Origin of the sequence: Achromobacter sp. HZ34 (assembly GCF_002209485.1) — a bacterium.
Classification (GTDB): domain Bacteria; phylum Pseudomonadota; class Gammaproteobacteria; order Burkholderiales; family Burkholderiaceae_B; genus Bordetella_C.
Window position 1 is genome coordinate 196335 of sequence record NZ_NJIX01000005.1, and the last position, 15780, is coordinate 212114.

The following is a 15780-nucleotide window of genomic DNA, read 5'->3' on the forward strand; positions in this document are numbered from 1 at the left end:
GCGTCAGGCCGCGTCAGGCCAGGCCGCGTCAGGTCAGGCCGCGACAGGTCAGGCCGCGACAGGCCAGGCCGTCAGGCCGGGCCGCGTCAGGCCGGACGGCGGCTGCCAACGACCTGCACGTCAACGGCCCAGGGCGGCGTCGATCCAGCTGTCGTCGTAGTTGCCGGCGGCGATGTCGGCCAGGGTGCGGGTCTCGTCCGCCAGCTTGGCGCGCGCGGCCTTTGCCACGGCGGCGGCCTGGGCGGGCGCCACGAACACCACGCCGTCTTCGTCGCCGATGACGATGTCACCGTGATTGACCACCACGCCGCCCACCGTCACGGCGCAGCGGGTTTCGCCAGGGCCGTTCTTGTAGGGACCGCGATGCGTCACGCCGGCGGCGAAGCACGGGAAGGCGTCGCGGCGGAAAGCGGACTGGTCGCGGATGGCGCCGTCGATGACGAAGCCCGCGCAGCCGCGCTTGCGCGCCACCTGCATCATGATTTCGCCGACGAGGGCGCGTTCGACCGAGCCGCCGCCGTCGACCACCAGTACGTCGCCGGGCTGCAGATGACGCAGCGCTTCGTGGATGTACAGGTTGTCGCCTTGGCGCACGCGCACGGTGTAGGCGGTACCCAGCAGGGGCGCGTCGCCGTGGCGTGCGTCCAGGCCGTGGGAGCCGGCGATGCGCTGCATGCAATCGCTGATGAGCGAGGTGGCCAGGCCTTCGAACAAGGAGGGATCGATTTGGCCAACGCTGACGGCTGTGGACATGCTTTATCTCCGATTATTGATGATTTTGGTAGGCCAGATCCTAAATCCGGCACATGGAGAAAAAAAGCGATAAATTTGCGCCGTTCTCATTAAATTTTATGAATGATGTTCAGATGGCCCTGCGCAGCGCGCAGGCCCGGAACATCCCCGCCCTATGCTGACCCTCAAACAGATCGAAGCTTTCTTCTGGGCCGCCCGGCTGTCCAGTTTCTCGCGGGCGGCGGCCAAGTTGTGCATGACGCAGTCCGCCCTGTCCAAGCGGGTCAGCGAACTGGAAGAAGAACTGAAGACGCCGCTGTTCGATCGATCCGCTTACCGCCCGGTGGTGACCGACGCTGGCCGCGCCGTGCTCGATACCGCGGAACGCATGCTCGAACTGCGGGAGCAGATGTACTCCCGTACCGGCGCCGACGCCGCGCCCGCCGGCCTGGTGTCCTTCGGCGTGACCGAGGTGGTGGCCGGCACCTGGCTGCCACGCTGGGTGGCGGACATGCGCCGCGACTACCCCCACGTGACCCTCGAACCCTACGTCGACGTATCCGCCGCGCTGGCCGCGCGCCTGCGCGTGGGCGAAATCGAAATGGCCGTCATGCCGCAACAATTGCCGGGCCCGGAATTCACCTCCATGCGCCTGGCCGAGGTGGCCTTCTCCATGATGGCGGCGCCCGAAGTCGTGCCCACCGGCTTGCTCACCCGCGAAGCGTTGGCGCGCCTGCCGGTGTTCGCGCAATCGGGCGGCTCCGGCCTGACGGAGGTGTTCGACAGCTGGGCTCGCGTCAACGGCCTGAGCATGCAGCGCGTGCTGGCCAGCAACAGCCTGGTAGCCATCAGCGAACTGGTGTTGGCGGGACTGGGCATCGCCCTGCTGCCCATGGACTATTACCGCGCCCACCTGGACAGCGGCCGCCTGCGCGCCGTGGCCGGCCCCCTGCCCTGGCCGCGCCTGCCCTATTACCTGGTCACCCGAACCGGCCCGGGCAGCGGCCCGCTACGCGCCCTGCAACAGGTGGCGCTGCGCTCAAAGCCCGCCGAACAGGTCGCGCTCGTTCAATAGCGCGTAGGAAATCTCGGGGTGGCGTTCCAGGCAGCGCCGTACCGCTGCCGGTATGGACGAACGGATCTGCCGGCATAGCCCGTCCTGCTCTTCCACCTTGATGATGAAGCCGCGCACGGTGCGCACTTCGTTGGGACCGGGATCGATACGCAGGGTGATGCCAAGCAGCTGGAACAGCTTCTGTTCCATATGGCGCAGGTCCGCCAGTGTCTGCACGGCCTCGAAGCGATCGAGCAGGCGCTTCTCTTCCTGCTTGTTCAGCATCAGCACGCGGCGATCGCGGGAGGCATCCTCCAGCAGGATCTCGCGCCGGCAATCACAGGCGCCCGGCGGGCATTCCTGTCTTAGCGGAATGGTCATCATGTCCATAAGCCGACGATCATAACGGACAGGCATCCGTCCCCGCACGCTTTGTGCGCTGTACCAAACGCGGCCGGGAACACAGATGAGCAGCCGTCTGCATGAACGCAAGCCGGGCGATCGCGGGCATCGGTACAGGTCCGTTCTCGGGCACAGGCATGACTCCGGGGGCGATCTGGCAAGGCGCCACGAAAAAGCCCCCATCATCGCAAGATGATGAGGGCCTCCGCGTATCGTCGGGCGCTAGCCAGCCGCGTTGCTACGTACTTACTTCGCAGCGGGCTTGGCAGCCGTCGGCTGCTTCACCGTTTCCAGGCCCGTCTTGCGCACCGTCGGTTGCGCGGCGCTGGAGGCCAGGTACTTCAGCAACGCAGCGGCTTCTTTCGGGTGCGGCGCATCGACCGGGATGCCAGCGGCGAAGCGCGTGACGGATTGGGCTTCGTTCGGAATGCGGCCCACGAAGGTCACGCCCTTGACCGGCAACAGCTCAGCCACCTGCTGGAAGCCGATCTGGTATTTGCCCTCGGCAACGGTCTCAGCCACGGGCGTCTTTTGCACGCGGGTGGACTTGGGCTTCATCTGGTCTTCGATGCCCATCTTCTTGTACATCTCGGTCTCGATGTACACGCCGCTGGCGCTGTCCGAATACGCCACCGATTGCGCGGCCAGCAGGGTCTTCTTGAACGCATCCATGGTGGCGATGTTCGGCTTGGGCTGGCCCTTGCGCACCACCATGCCGATGGGCGAATCGGCCAGCTCCACACGCGAACCCGGGATCACCTTGCCCTGCTTGATCAGGTCGTCCAGGGCGTAGCCCACCATGATGACGACGTCGATCTTTTCCCCGCGTGCCAGACGATTGGGAATGGCTTCGTCGGACTTGCCCATGGAGGGGCCGAGTTGCGTCTTCAGGGTATTGCCGCTGGTCTTGGCCCACTGCGGGCCCAGTGCCTTGTAGGCGGCGGTGAAGCCACCGGAGGTGACGACGCTGACTTCCGCGGCCAGGGCGGACGACGTGAATGCCGTCGCCACCAGGGACGCAGCGATGAAGCCGGTGAGCTTGGCCGGCAGCATGCGGGGATAGAGCTTCATGGGTAGGTCTCCTCTTTCAAAAAATCTTTTTATCGCTACTGGGATAGTGTTCGCTGGACTACAGCGTAGACTGCCCCGCGCTGGCGCGGAGAAGTGTCTGCTTGAGTACAGCAAACACTACTCCACACTGGCGCAAGGCAGCCGCCGCCGGGATCCAGCTTTACGTCCGGGCCGGGACCGCTTGGGAGGCCCGGGCCTGGCCGCCCTTACGATACACCGCCAGGGTCGCGCACAGGGCGCAGACGGCCGCGAAGGTCATCCAGTAGCCGGGCGCGGCGCGGTCGCCGGTGACGTGGATCAGGTACGTGGAGATTTCCGGCGTAAAGCCGCCGAACAGCGCGGTGGCCAGGCTGTAGGCCAGCGAGAAGCCCGCCACGCGCACCGATGCGGGCATGATCTCGGTCAGCGCCGGAATCATCGCGCCGTTATACATGCCGAAGATGAAGGACAGCCACAGCAGCACGCCCAGCATCTTCAGGAAGGTCGGCGCCGCGGCCAGATACGCCAGGGCGGGATACGCGGTCAGGATGGCCAGGACCGCGATGGTCGTCAACAATGCCTTGCGGCCGATCTTGTCCGACACCGCGCCGCCGATGGGCAGCCAGATGAAATTGGAAATGCCGACGAAGAACGTCACCGTCAGGCTGTCCTCCGTGCTCAGATGCAGCACGGACTTGCCGAAGGTCGGCGCGTACACGGTGATCAGGTAGAAGGTGCACGTCGTCAACGCCACCATCAAGGCGCCCGCCAGCATCAGGCCCCAGTTGCGCAGCAGCGCGGCCCACGATTCACCCAGCGAGGGGCGATGCTGCTGGTTCTTGAACGCCTCGGTTTCCTGCAGGCTGCGACGCAGCACGAAAATCACCGGGATGATCATACAGCCGACGAAGAACGGAATACGCCAGCCCCAGGCCGCGATCGTGTCCTTGGCCATCCACTGGTCCAGCCCGTAACCCAGTGCGGCGGCAACGATGATGGACACCTGTTGGCTGCCCGACTGCCAGGCCGAGAAAAAGCCCTTGCGGCCCGGCGTGGCCATTTCGGCGAGATACACCGATACCCCGCCCAACTCCGCGCCGGCGGAAAAGCCCTGCAGCAGGCGACCGATCAACACCAGGGCCGGCGCCAGCATGCCGATGCTGTTATAGCCAGGCACGAAGGCGATCAGCACGGTGCCGCTGGCCATCAGCAGCAGCGTCACGATGAGACCCTTGCGGCGTCCCACCTTGTCGATATAAGTGCCCAGGAACACGGCGCCCAGCGGTCGCATCAGGAAGCCGGCGCCGAACACGGCGAAGGTCTTCATCAACGCGGCGAAGTCGCTGGAAGACGGAAAGAACACCGCGGAAATCTGGGTGGCGTAAAAGCCGAACAGGAAAAAATCGAACTGTTCGAGAAAGTTGCCCGCGGTCACGCGCAATACGGTTCGCATGAGCGCAAGCGGGGATCCGTGCGTCGTCGGACGCGCGGACTGCGTTGAAGCAGAAGGCTGCATGATGATCGATCCCTAAGACACCATCCGGCGGCGAGACAACGCAGCAGGGCCATCATTGTTTTGTCAGGCGCAGCGCGCTGGCCGGAATATCGGGATCTACGCTAAGGGTTTTTCCTGACGGCGGCATTAATGCGCGGGTCAGAATTTTCTCGATGTCCACGGGGTATTTCGAAGTATGTAGCGTGTGCGCACGCGCGCCTGAAGAAAGCGCCGCAACGGCGCGCACTTAGCAGCGCCGCGCTATTTCGGCACCGCATCATCTCCTAACAAATGGGTTCCGTAATTTCTCCACAATTTTCCTGGTCATCCCCGCCCATGAGGCGCATCATGGCGGCGCGCAATCCCTTCCTCCAGCCGCTCGATGAACGCCAGTTCCCGCCGCAAATTCCTGCGCCATGCCACCCGCGCTGCCGGCGCGTCCGTCGCACTTGGCGCCTTCCCGCCCGCCATCCGCCGCGCCCTGGCCATACCCGCCCACAGCGCGTCCGGCACCATCCAGGACGTGCAGCATGTAGTGCTGCTGATGCTGGAAAACCGGTCCTTCGACAGTTACTTCGGCACCATGCCCGGGGTGCGCGGCTACGGCGACCGCTTCACCATTCCGCTGCCCGATGGCCTTGGCGTGTTCCAGCAAACCGACGCCAATGGCGCGCGCGTGCTGCCTTACCACCTTGACGAAACGCGCGGCAATGCCCAACGCGTCACTGGTACGCCGCACACCTGGGTCGATACGCAGAATGCGTGGGATGGCGGCCGCATGAATCAATGGCCGCGCTACAAGACCACGCGCGCCATGGGCTACTACGAACGGGCCGAAGTGCCTTTCCATCGCGCCCTGGCCGAGGCGTTCACGATCTGCGACGGCTACCATGCCGCCATGCACGCCGGCACCATCCCCAACCGGCTGTTCTTCTTCACGGGCACCAACGGCCCGACCGGCGCCGGTGTAGCGGTGGTGAACAACGCCTTCAACAGCCCCAATATGGGACCGGCAACACAGGGCTGGACCTGGACCACCTATGCCGAGCGCCTGCAAACGGCAGGCGTGTCGTGGAAGGTCTATCAGAATATGCCGGACAACTACGGCTGCAACGAGATGATGAGCTTTCGCCAGTTCCGCGCGGCCAATGAGAAGGCCCCTGCCGAGCGCCGCGTCAGCAGCCAGGTGTCGGTGGTCTCGCCTGCCTACGATGCTGCCATCGACGATCCTGGCAATCCCTTGTTCAAGGGCATCGCCAACACCATGCCGGACGGCGGACTGCTGGGCGCGTTCAAGCAGGACTGCCTGGCCGGTACGCTGCCCCAGGTGTCCTGGCTGATCGCGCCGGCGGCCTATTCGGAACACCCTGGCCCTTCCAGTCCGGTCCAGGGCGGCTGGTATATGCAGGAAGTGCTGGACGCGTTGACCGCCAATCCAGAAGTCTGGGCGAAGACCGTGCTGTTGATCAACTATGACGAGAACGACGGCTTCTTCGACCACGTCCCCTCGCCGTCCGCGCCATCGCTGAACCCCGATGGCAGCATGGCGGGGGCAACCACGCTGGCCGAAACCGACGTCGCATTCGAGCGCTACCATCACGCCCATCCCCCCGGCACCACGAAGCAGCCGCCGCAGGACGGCCGCGTCTACGGACCCGGCCTGCGCGTGCCCATGCTGGTGATATCGCCCTGGAGCCGCGGGGGCTGGGTGGCGTCGCAGGAATTCGACCATACCTCGGTGCTGCGCTTCCTGGAGGCGCGCTTCGGCGTGCGTGAACCGAACATCAGCCCGTACCGCCGCGCGGCGTTGGGCGACCTGACATCGGCCTTCAATTTCGCCAGCCCCAACGACGAGGCCCTGCCTGCGCTGGCCGGGCGGCGACGCAAGGCCGACGCCGATGCGTTGCGCGCAAGGCAGGAAATGCTGGCGCAGATACCTTTGCCCCGGCCGCAGACCTTGCCCACTCAACCGCGTGGCACGCGCAACTCGCGCGCCCTGCCCTATGTCTTGCATACGCACGCACACGCGGACGTGGGGGCCGGCGTGCTAAGGCTACGCTTCACCAACGACGGCAGCGTGGGCGCGGTTTTCCATGTCTACGACAAGCACCATCTGGACCGCCTGCCGCGGCGTTATCTGGTGGAACCCGGCAAATCATTGGAGGGGGTGTGGGCGGCGCAGGCGGACGATGCCGGCAAGTACGATCTATGGGTGTTGGGGGCGAACGGCTATCACCGCGCCTTTCGCGGCGATATGGCCGAAGCGGGTCACGCGGATGCAGCCCGCACTGGCGCGATTGCATCCACCGGCGCGGCCGCCGGTCCTGGCAACGATGCCGCGCTGCCGGAGATACAGGTCGACTACGCGCCTGCCATACGCGCGATCCGCCTTGCCCTGAGCAACGACGGCGCCACAGCCTGCACGTTCACCGTACGTGCCGCTGCCTACCGCCGCGATGGTCCCTGGCGGGTGACGGTGCCGCCCGCGAGCACGAGGGAGCTGCGCTGGAGCGTGGCCGACAGCGGCAACTGGTACGACTTCGAGGTGACGGTAAGCGGACAGCCTTCCTGGTATCGCCGTTACGCCGGCCGCATGGAGACCGGCGCGCATGGGATCAGCGACCCAGCGGTTGGCGCCTGAGGAATCGGCCGGACTGGGCATCCCGCACGGGAGCGCCCCCTCTATAGGACAGCGGCCGGCCAATTCCGCCGGGCAGCAGGCGCCAATCCTGACATGCAGCTTTAATTAGGGATATTCCCTGGAAATCGACGTATTCACGCCGAAAGACTTTATGCGGCGTCGCACAAAAGCTATCGTCACATCGAAGCGCCTTCCGCTTCCACGATATTTATACGATTCCAAGGGACCCGATGAAATCTTTGAAAACCATGGCCAGCGCGTGCGCGCTGATCCTGGGCCTGGCCGCCCACCTGGCACCGGCGCATGCCGATGCCCTTGATGACATCAAGCAGCGCGGCACACTGCGTGTCGCCGTACCGCAGGACTTTCCGCCATTCGGCTCGGTCGACGCGTCCATGCAACTGAAGGGCCTGGACATCGAAGTCTCCAAGCTGATCGCCGCCAAGCTGGGCGTGAAGGTAGAGTTGGTGCCGGTCGTCAGCGCCAATCGCATCCCCTATCTGCAGACGAACAAGGTGGATCTCGTCATCTCCACCCTGGGCAAGAGCGAAGAGCGGGAAAAAGTCATTGCCTTCTCGCAGATCTACGCGCCGTTCAACAATAGCGTGTTCGGCCGCGCCAACGAGAAAGTCGCCAAGCCCGAGGACCTGGCCGGCAAGACCATAGGCGTGGCGCGCGGCACCTTCGAGGACCTGCTGCTGACCAAGTCCGTCCCGACGTCCACCGTCATCAAGCGTTATGACGACAACAACGGCATGATCTCCGCATATCTGTCGGGCCAGGTGCCGCTGATGGGCACGGGCGACTTCGTCGCCAGCGGCATTGCCGATACCTTGCCGGCCGGATCGCCCAACAAGCCGGAGGCCAAGTACGTCATCCACGTATCGTCGTGCCGCGTCGGCCTGAACAAGGACCAGCCCAAGCTGCTGGCCGCCGTCAACGACGCGTTGACCAATGCCAAGAAAAGCGGCGAGTTGAATGGCCTGGTGGAAAAATTCCTGCACGTGCCGATCCCGCCGGACATGCTCAACGACTATAAGTAGGGCGCATCGGTCTGCATGGCGCCTGGCCGCGGGTCGCAGCCAGGCGTCGTGCCGCACCGGTCTCAGCCGCGCTTGCGGTCCAGCGTGCGGCGCACCCGCGCGGCCAGTTGCTGCGTGGTAAACGGCTTTTCCAGCAGGGCCACGCCGGGCATCAGCGCACCGTCGCTGACCAGGGCCTGCGACGCATACGCGGAAGTGAAGATGACGGGCAGGCCAGGCCGCGCCACGTGCACTCTCTCGGCTACCTCGCGGCCATTCATGCCGCCCGGCAGGCCGACGTCGGAGAACACCAGGTCGATGTCCGGATGCTCGTCGACCAGGCGCAAGGCCGTCGGACCGTCCCCCGCCTCCAGCACGCGATAGCCCAGTTCGCGCAGCACTTCGGTGGAGATGCTGCGCACTTCGGCATCGTCCTCCAGCACCAGCACGGTCTCGCCACCCGGCGACCGGTAGTCGATACCGCTGTAATCCGCCGTCGGCATGCCGCGCGCCTCGACGCTACGCGTATCGCGCGGCAACAGCAGATGCACCGCCGCGCCCTGCCCCGGCGGCGACACCAGCTTCACATGGCCGCCGCTTTGCTTGACGAAACCGTAGACCTGGCTCAAGCCCAGCCCGGTGCCGTGGCCTTCCTTCTTCGTCGTGAAGAACGGATCGAAGGCCTTCTCCAACACCTCGGGCGGCATGCCGGGACCAGAGTCCTTGACGACGACCTCGACATAATCGCCAGGCGTCTTTTCCGTGTGCAGGCGGCAATACTCTGCGTCCAGGCTGCGGTTGGACGTGGAGATGGTCAAGCGGCCACCACCCGACGACGCCATGGCGTCGCGCGCGTTGATGGCCAGGTTGATCAGGGCATTCTCCAACTGGTTGGGATCGACGTAAGCTGGCCACAAGCCGTCCGCCAGCTCGGTGTGCAACTGGACATGCGCGCCCAGCGTCTGCGTCAGCAGGCCCACCAGGCGCGTGGTAGTCTCGTTGGCATCGACTGCCTGGGGCGCCAGCGGCTGCTTGCGCGAGTAGGCCAACAGCCCCTTGGTCAACCTGGCGCCACGCTCCACGCCCTTGAGCGCGTTGTCCAGCCAGCGCCGTTCACGCTCGGACGCGTCGTCGCCCAGGGCGCGCTGCAAGGTCTGCAGATTGCCCTGCACGATCATCAGCACATTGTTGAAGTCATGCGCCACGCCCCCCGTCAACTGCCCGATGGATTCGACCTTCTGGGCCTGCCGCAGCTGTGCTTCCAGCTCCAGGCGTTGCGTGATGTCGCGGCCGGTGCCGCAAATGCGGCCGTCGTCGGTACGCACGAAGGTCCAGCTGACCATACGGCCCGCCCGGCCATCGGCGCCCAGCATTTCCAGATCGACGTCCTGCACGTAGGCCTGGCTATGCAGCACCGCCCGCGCGGCGGTCGCACGGTCCAGGCTGCCCGGCGCCACCAGCGATGCCAGGCGCCGCGAAAGCAGTTCGGAATCGGGCCACCCCAGCATTTCCTGCCAGGCCGGATTGCTGTGGTGGATATAGCCTTCGCTATCGCAGATCGCCACCAGGTCATGGGTCATGCGCCACACCAGGTCGCGTTCCTCGGTGCGCGAGCGCACCATGGCTTCCAGCTCGGCGTTCATCTCGACCAGGCTTTGCTCGGCACGCAAGCGCGCCTGGCGCGTCTCGCGTTCGGCCAGCGCGCGCTCGATGGCCGAAGGCAGGCGCTCCTGGCGATGCTTGACGACGTAGTCGGTGGCACCATGCTTGAGCGACTCGATGGCCACTTCCTCGCCCAAGGTGCCGGACACGAAGATGAAAGGCGTCTCCGGGCTCACCTCGCGCGCGATGGCCAGCGCGCTCATGCCATCGAAGCCCGGCAGCACATAGTCGGCCAGAATCACGCCATAGGACTTGGCTCGCAGCGCCGCAAGAAAATCCGCCTCCTGCCATACCCGGTCGATACGGCAATCCAGGCGCGAGCGATCGAGGCGGCGGCGCAGCAGCTCCGCATCCAGGTCATTGTCCTCGAGCAGCAGGATTTCAATCGCGGCGTCGCCAGTATTCACGCTTCAGTAACCTTCATCGGCCCCACCCGCAACTGCCCGGGCGAGGGCTCGTTCAAGATGGCCCAGAACATGCCCAGGCCACGAATGGCATCGAAGAATTCCTGGAAGTCCACCGGCTTGACGACGAAAGCATTGACGCCCAGGTCATAGCTGCGCACCAGATCGGATTCTTCACGCGACGCGGTGAGCATCACCACCGGCACGTGCTTGACGGCCGGATCGCTCTTGATCGCGGCCAGCACTTCCAGGCCATCCATCTTGGGCAGCTTCAGGTCCAGCAGCACCACTGCCGGATCGATCGCCGGCCGGTCCTTGTGGGTGCCGCGGCGCATCAACCAGTCCAGCGCTTCGATACCATCGCGCGCGGTGACGACTTCATTGGCCAGGCGGCTGCGTTCCAGCGCCACCAGCGTAAGCTCCAGGTCTTTGGGATTGTCCTCGACGAGGAGGATGTTTTTAAGCACCGACATTTTCGGCGGTCTCTCGGTTAGGGATCGAAAAATAGAACTTGGCGCCTTCATCGACGACGCCCTCGGCCCAGGCGGACCCGCCATGGCGTTCGGCGATGCGGCGGACATTGGCCAGGCCTATGCCTGTGCCTTCGAAATCTTCCATGCGATGCAGCCGTTGGAACACACCGAACAGCTTGCCTACATAAGCCATGTCGAAGCCCACGCCATTGTCTTGCACCATGAAGACGGTGGCGGCGGGCGAACGGGTGGCGGTGATTTTGATCTTAGCCACGTCGCGGCCATTTGTGTACTTGATCGCATTGCTTAGCAAATTCTGGAATACCTGCCGCAGCATGGTGGGGTCGGCACTGACGCGCCCCAGCGGGCCGACGTCGAACTCCACCTTGCGGCCACGCAATTCCGGCTGCAGCAGATGCCGGCACAGCTCCACCATACGGTCTACGTCGACGTCCTCGCGCGCCAGGCTCATGCGGCCGGCCTGGGAGAAACTCAGCAGGCCATCCACCAGTTTGCCGGCGGTATGGGCGCTTTCGATGATGGTGTCGATGTAACGCAAGGAACGGCCACCAGTGGCATTGTCGGGCGCTGCATCCCCGGTTGCCTGCAGTTCATCCTTCAGCAATTCGGCATAGCCCACGATATGGCGGAAGGGCGCACGCAAGTCGTGCGACACCGAATAGGAGAACGCTTCCAGTTCCCGATTGCTGCGCTTGAGTTCGTCGGTGATGTCGGCCAGTTCCTCGGCCTTGCGCATGACGATGCCGATGATGGCGTTGCGCAGCAAGGCCGCCGTGTCCAGTTGCGGCGCGGTCCAGGGCGCCGAGCGGTCGCGCACGGTTTCCTGCCAGCTTTCGAAGGACAGCCGCGGATGCAAGCGGCCCACGCCGGGCTGCTTGGCCTGGCGCGGATCGCCGCCCCAGCGCACGGTGCGCACCAGTTCGTGACGGAACCACAGCACGTAGCTGCGGTGTATCTGCGAAATCTGCACCGCCAGCAGACCGGCGGCGGCCTCGCCGTCGTGTTCGAAGCGGGCGCCGCCGGGCATGGCCTCGGCCAGGCTGTCCGTGCTGTAGACGTCCTGGTCGCCGTGCTGCTCGGCCAGCCACGTCACGATGCTGCCCACGCCATCTTCATCCGGCGTATCGCCCACGGTGTAACAGACGCCATTGAGCATGACGGCAGCGCCTTGCGCGTCCACCAGCGGCAGGAAATCTTCCGGATGCTTGACCAACCCCTTCACGAAATTCTCTTCCCGCGCCATATAGGCCAGCAGGCGGGCCTGCAAGGCCTGCCGCTCGACTCGCTCGGCCGCATGCGAACTGCGCGTCTGGCCCTCGATCTGCATGGCCATGATCTGCGTCAGGAAGTCGCAGGCGGCGCGTACGTGCTGCGGCACGATGCGAGGTTCCGCATGGTGCGTGGAAATCAGTCCCCATAATTGCCCGCCCACCACGATGGACACCGAGAACGACGACGGCGTGCCCATGTTGCGCATGTATTCCAGGTGCACGGGCGACACGCTGCGCAGCACGGCGAACGACAGGTCGAGCGGGCCCAGGCTGGTGCCCTCGCGTTCCAGGATGGGCACCGGCACGTAGTCCGCATCGGCGATCAGGCGCAGGCGATTCATGCGATACAGCTCGCGCGCCTGCGCCGGAATGTCGCTGGCCGGGAAACGCAGGTCGAAATAGGACGGCAGGCGCTCGTTACGGTCCTCGCCCACCACCGTGCCGTTCCACTGCTCGTCGAAGGCGTAGACCAGGGCGCGGTCGTAACCCGTCAACGCGCGGATGATGCGGGCCGCGCTTTGATAAAGCGCGGCGGGCGTGCGGTCGGCCTGCAAGGCTTCGATCGCCGCCCGCATGTCCGGGTACAGCAGGTCCAGCGAGCCGTCGAAAGCGGGATCGACGTATTCGAACTCGATCACGCGCTCGCCGCCCGACACATGCGAGATGACCAGGAACTTGCCGGCCTTGAGCTTGGCGATGCCATGCGTGCGCGGCGTCTGCGGGCTGGACTCGCGTGCCAGCACCGCCTGCAACAAGGCAGGCGTCAGCAGCGCCGTGGATTCCAACTTGCGGCCGAGCAGCGCCTGGGGATCCACATCGGCGAATTGACCGACGTTGGCGCTGATACGCAACAGTTCGGTAGTCTTTCGGTCAATCGAGAGAAGAAATCCCTGCGGCTGGATGTGTCCTGGTATGCGGATGGGTTCCTGATCGCAAGCTTGCAAGTCGGTGGTCATCGAGTCATGAGGCATTAGGTAGCATTTGATTATATATACCTGTGTTTACCAGGACGGACGCCGCGCAACTGAAACGAAAGATTGAAACTGCCACAGGAATGACGGCGGGCTGCATTGTTGCGCCTTGCGCAACATGGTGCGTCCCCGCAGCCGGCTTCCGGGGCCGGTGCAGTCCGCCTACGATGTGTAGCAAGCGACGCCCTCTGCGCCGCACCCCTCGACCACCTGAACGCCGTTATCCGAACAAGGACACCGTCATGACGCAACGCCTGAACTATCCCCAGCAAGCTCCGGAACTGTTCAAGAAATTCGCTCAATTCAGCACCTTGCTGGCCGACTCCAGCCTGGGCAAGACCTTGCACGACCTGGTGCAGATCCGCGCTTCGCAATTGAACGGCTGCGGTTTCTGCCTGGACATGCATAGCAAGGAAGCAAAGATCCACGGTGAACGCGAGCTGCGCCTGTACCATCTGCCGGTCTGGCGCGAGTCCCCCCTGTTCGACGCCCGCGAGCGCGCCGCCCTGGCCTGGACCGAGGCGCTGACCCGCCTGGACGGCCACCCCGTGTCCGACGCCCTCTATGAAGAAGCGCGCGCGCAGTTCGACGACAAGGAACTGACCGAGCTGACCTGGGTCATCGCCACCATCAACGCGTGGAATCGCCTGGGCGTCGGTTTCCAGGCCGTGCCCGGTTCGGCCGACAAGTTGTTCGGGCTGGACAAGGCTAACCTGAGTTGATTGACTGCCCCACACAATCATGACGCCGCTGCAACCCCCTCCCCTTTCGCTGCTGGACAAATACTACGGCGATGACTTCCATCCGCTCTATACCACCACGGTCACGGCCAGCGGTGGCGAGGCGGGACATGGGCGCGCGTCCGGCGTGGTGCGGTCCGCGGACGGGAACCTGGACCTGGCGCTGCGCCTGCCGCCGGAGTTGGGCGGGCCGGGTGGCGGCACCAATCCGGAACAGCTGTTCGCGGCTGGTTATGCCGCCTGTTTCCATGGCGCGTTGACGCTGCTGGCCACCCGCGCAGGCGTGTCCGTGCCCGATGCCACGGTGTCGGTGTCGGTCTCATTCGGCCGCGATCCGGTCGATGGGCTGTACTCCTTGCGCGCGGATGTCGAAATCCGCCTGCCGGGGATCGATGCCCAGACCGCGGGCGAACTGGTCCGCAGCACCGAACGCTTCTGCCCCTACGCCAAGCTGACCCGCCAGGGCATGACGAGCATCGTCGCCCTGAGAACGTAAGGATTGGGGGCCTGATGATTGAAGCAGCACCCCGACCGCCCTTATTCCGCGCCGCAGCTTTGCTGCGGCACGGAATTATGTGCGGGCGTGGGCCGGGGCGGAGCGTGGCCCTCGGCCATGGCTATTTCAAGGAAACTGCTGGCGCTGGTGGGTCAGGGCTGGAACAAGTCCTGCTGCCTGATGTGGTGGGTCATGAAGTCGATGAACACCCGCATCCGCGCCGGCAGATGCTTGCGGCTCAGATAACACAGGTAATGCCCCCGGTCGTCCGGCATATGCTGCCCCAAGACGCTCACCAGGCGCCCCGCGCGCAGGTCGTCGCAGACCTGGTAGCAAGGCATCTGCGCCAGGCCACGGCCATCGAGCACGGCTTGCCGCAACAGGTCCAGATCGTTGAAGGTGCAGGCCGCCTGCGGCGAATACTTGCGGGCATGGCCGTCCACCTTGAACTCCCAGTCGTAGACGCGGCCCGACGCCAAACGCAGATTGATGCAGCGCTGCACGTCCAGGTCATCGACGGCCCCCGGCGCGCCATGCGCCTGCAGATAGGCAGGCGTGGCGCACAGCAGCATCTGCATGGGAATCAGCTGGCGCGCGATCACCTGGCTATCTTCCATGCGCCCATCGCGGAAGGCGATGTCGACACGGTCGGTGGTGAAGTCCGTGGCGCTGTCGTCCAGGACCAGGTCGATCGTGATGGCCGGATAGGTGTCCTGGAAGGCGGCGATCAGCGGTGCCACCACCTTGCGGCCGAAACCGACGGCGGAACAAATGCGCAGATGCCCTTGCGGCGGCCCTTCCCGCAGATCCCGCATATCGTCCAGCGCCTGCATGATGCGGTCCACGCCAGGCCGGCTGTTGGCGTAGAAGCGTTCGCCCTCCGGGGTCAGGGCCGTGCTGCGCGTCGTGCGCAGGAACAGGCGGGCGTCGAGCTGGGCTTCCAGTTTCTGCACCGCCCGGCTGACCGCCGACCGGCCGATGCCCAGCCGGTCGCCCGCCTTGGCGAAACTGCCCGCGTCGGCGACGGCCAGGAAGGCCACCACGCCGGCATAGGAGGTGGCGAAACTGGCAGCCAGCGTGTCGCTATCGCTCGGCCCCGCGCCGGCAGGACCGGCAGGCGTGACGGCGCCGGGCGGCCGCGGGGGCGCCGGGGACTTGGTGGACGCAGGAGATGCAATAGAGGTAGGCATGGCGGAGACGTGTATGGTTTTTTCCATGCTTGCTAGACGGGCGAAGGCAGGCCGCTGTGACAAGACCGGCCTGAAAAACATGTTTCTTATTGAAACACTTTACCCGGCCGCCTATTGAACCGACCTTTCGAACCGACTTGCTGGCCGATCATCCGA

13 protein-coding genes are annotated in these 15780 nt (G+C 64.9%); 5 read left to right on the forward strand and 8 right to left on the reverse strand.

The features are described 5' to 3' along the window. Window positions 1-120 precede the first annotated feature (120 nt). Complete coding sequence (locus CEY05_RS20600) at window positions 121-753, reverse strand: methyltransferase (RefSeq protein WP_088597459.1); 633 nt, start codon at window positions 751-753, stop codon at window positions 121-123. A gap of 154 nt (window positions 754-907) precedes the next feature. On the opposite strand from CEY05_RS20600, the gene CEY05_RS20605 reads away from it, so the two are divergent. Beyond that, window positions 908-1807 (forward strand): LysR family transcriptional regulator, encoded by a 900-nt coding sequence (locus CEY05_RS20605; RefSeq protein ID WP_088597458.1) that lies wholly within the window; start codon window positions 908-910, stop codon window positions 1805-1807. Here the strand turns inward: CEY05_RS20605 and CEY05_RS20610 are convergent. From CEY05_RS20610 to CEY05_RS20620, 3 genes are all read right to left on the reverse strand, one after another. Continuing rightward, the gene (locus CEY05_RS20610) at window positions 1772-2170 is read right to left on the reverse strand and encodes a hypothetical protein (protein WP_088597728.1); all 399 of its coding nucleotides are present in this window, start codon (window positions 2168-2170) and stop codon (window positions 1772-1774) included. The two genes, CEY05_RS20605 and CEY05_RS20610, sit on opposite strands and share 36 nt — an antisense overlap. Before the next feature lie 264 nt (window positions 2171-2434). Further along, entirely contained in the window at window positions 2435-3259 is an 825-nt protein-coding gene (locus CEY05_RS20615) for a substrate-binding domain-containing protein (protein ID WP_233161624.1), read from the reverse strand. 160 nt (window positions 3260-3419) lie between these two features. Then, window positions 3420-4754 carry an MFS transporter gene (locus tag CEY05_RS20620; protein ID WP_198952845.1) on the reverse strand — a complete coding sequence of 445 codons (1335 nt, stop codon included), beginning with the start codon at window positions 4752-4754 and terminating at the stop codon, window positions 3420-3422. 361 nt (window positions 4755-5115) lie between these two features. Between CEY05_RS20620 and CEY05_RS20625 the strand changes: the two genes are divergently transcribed. Further along, window positions 5116-7374 (forward strand): phosphocholine-specific phospholipase C, encoded by a 2259-nt coding sequence (locus CEY05_RS20625; protein ID WP_088597456.1) that lies wholly within the window; start codon window positions 5116-5118, stop codon window positions 7372-7374. Between the two features lie 230 nt (window positions 7375-7604). Then, the gene (locus CEY05_RS20630) at window positions 7605-8417 is read left to right on the forward strand and encodes a transporter substrate-binding domain-containing protein (RefSeq protein WP_088597455.1); all 813 of its coding nucleotides are present in this window, start codon (window positions 7605-7607) and stop codon (window positions 8415-8417) included. Window positions 8418-8479: 62 nt separating this feature from the next. On the opposite strand, the gene CEY05_RS20635 is transcribed toward CEY05_RS20630, so the two are convergent. The 3 genes from CEY05_RS20635 to CEY05_RS20645 are packed head-to-tail and all read right to left on the reverse strand — an operon-like array spanning window position 8480 to window position 13198. Next, the gene (locus CEY05_RS20635) at window positions 8480-10465 is read right to left on the reverse strand and encodes a response regulator (RefSeq protein WP_088597454.1); all 1986 of its coding nucleotides are present in this window, start codon (window positions 10463-10465) and stop codon (window positions 8480-8482) included. Then, window positions 10462-10929, reverse strand: coding sequence for a response regulator (locus CEY05_RS20640; RefSeq protein WP_198952865.1), 468 nt, complete (start codon window positions 10927-10929; stop codon window positions 10462-10464). Before CEY05_RS20640 ends, CEY05_RS20635 begins: the two co-directional genes overlap by 4 nt. After that, window positions 10922-13198: an ATP-binding protein gene (locus CEY05_RS20645; RefSeq protein ID WP_198952846.1), complete on the reverse strand. Its 2277-nt coding sequence runs from the start codon at window positions 13196-13198 to the stop codon at window positions 10922-10924. The genes CEY05_RS20640 and CEY05_RS20645 overlap by 8 nt, the downstream gene beginning before the upstream one ends. A 242-nt stretch (window positions 13199-13440) precedes the next feature. Between CEY05_RS20645 and CEY05_RS20650 the strand changes: the two genes are divergently transcribed. Together CEY05_RS20650 and CEY05_RS20655 are read left to right on the forward strand one after the other, a co-directional pair. Further along, window positions 13441-13920 carry a carboxymuconolactone decarboxylase family protein gene (locus CEY05_RS20650; RefSeq protein ID WP_088597451.1) on the forward strand — a complete coding sequence of 160 codons (480 nt, stop codon included), beginning with the start codon at window positions 13441-13443 and terminating at the stop codon, window positions 13918-13920. A 19-nt stretch (window positions 13921-13939) separates the two neighbouring features. Next, window positions 13940-14434 (forward strand): Ohr family peroxiredoxin, encoded by a 495-nt coding sequence (locus CEY05_RS20655; RefSeq protein WP_088597450.1) that lies wholly within the window; start codon window positions 13940-13942, stop codon window positions 14432-14434. A 152-nt stretch (window positions 14435-14586) separates the two neighbouring features. Here the strand turns inward: CEY05_RS20655 and CEY05_RS20660 are convergent, their stop codons facing one another. Next, the gene (locus CEY05_RS20660) at window positions 14587-15624 is read right to left on the reverse strand and encodes a LysR family transcriptional regulator (protein WP_088597449.1); all 1038 of its coding nucleotides are present in this window, start codon (window positions 15622-15624) and stop codon (window positions 14587-14589) included. Window positions 15625-15780 lie beyond the last annotated feature (156 nt).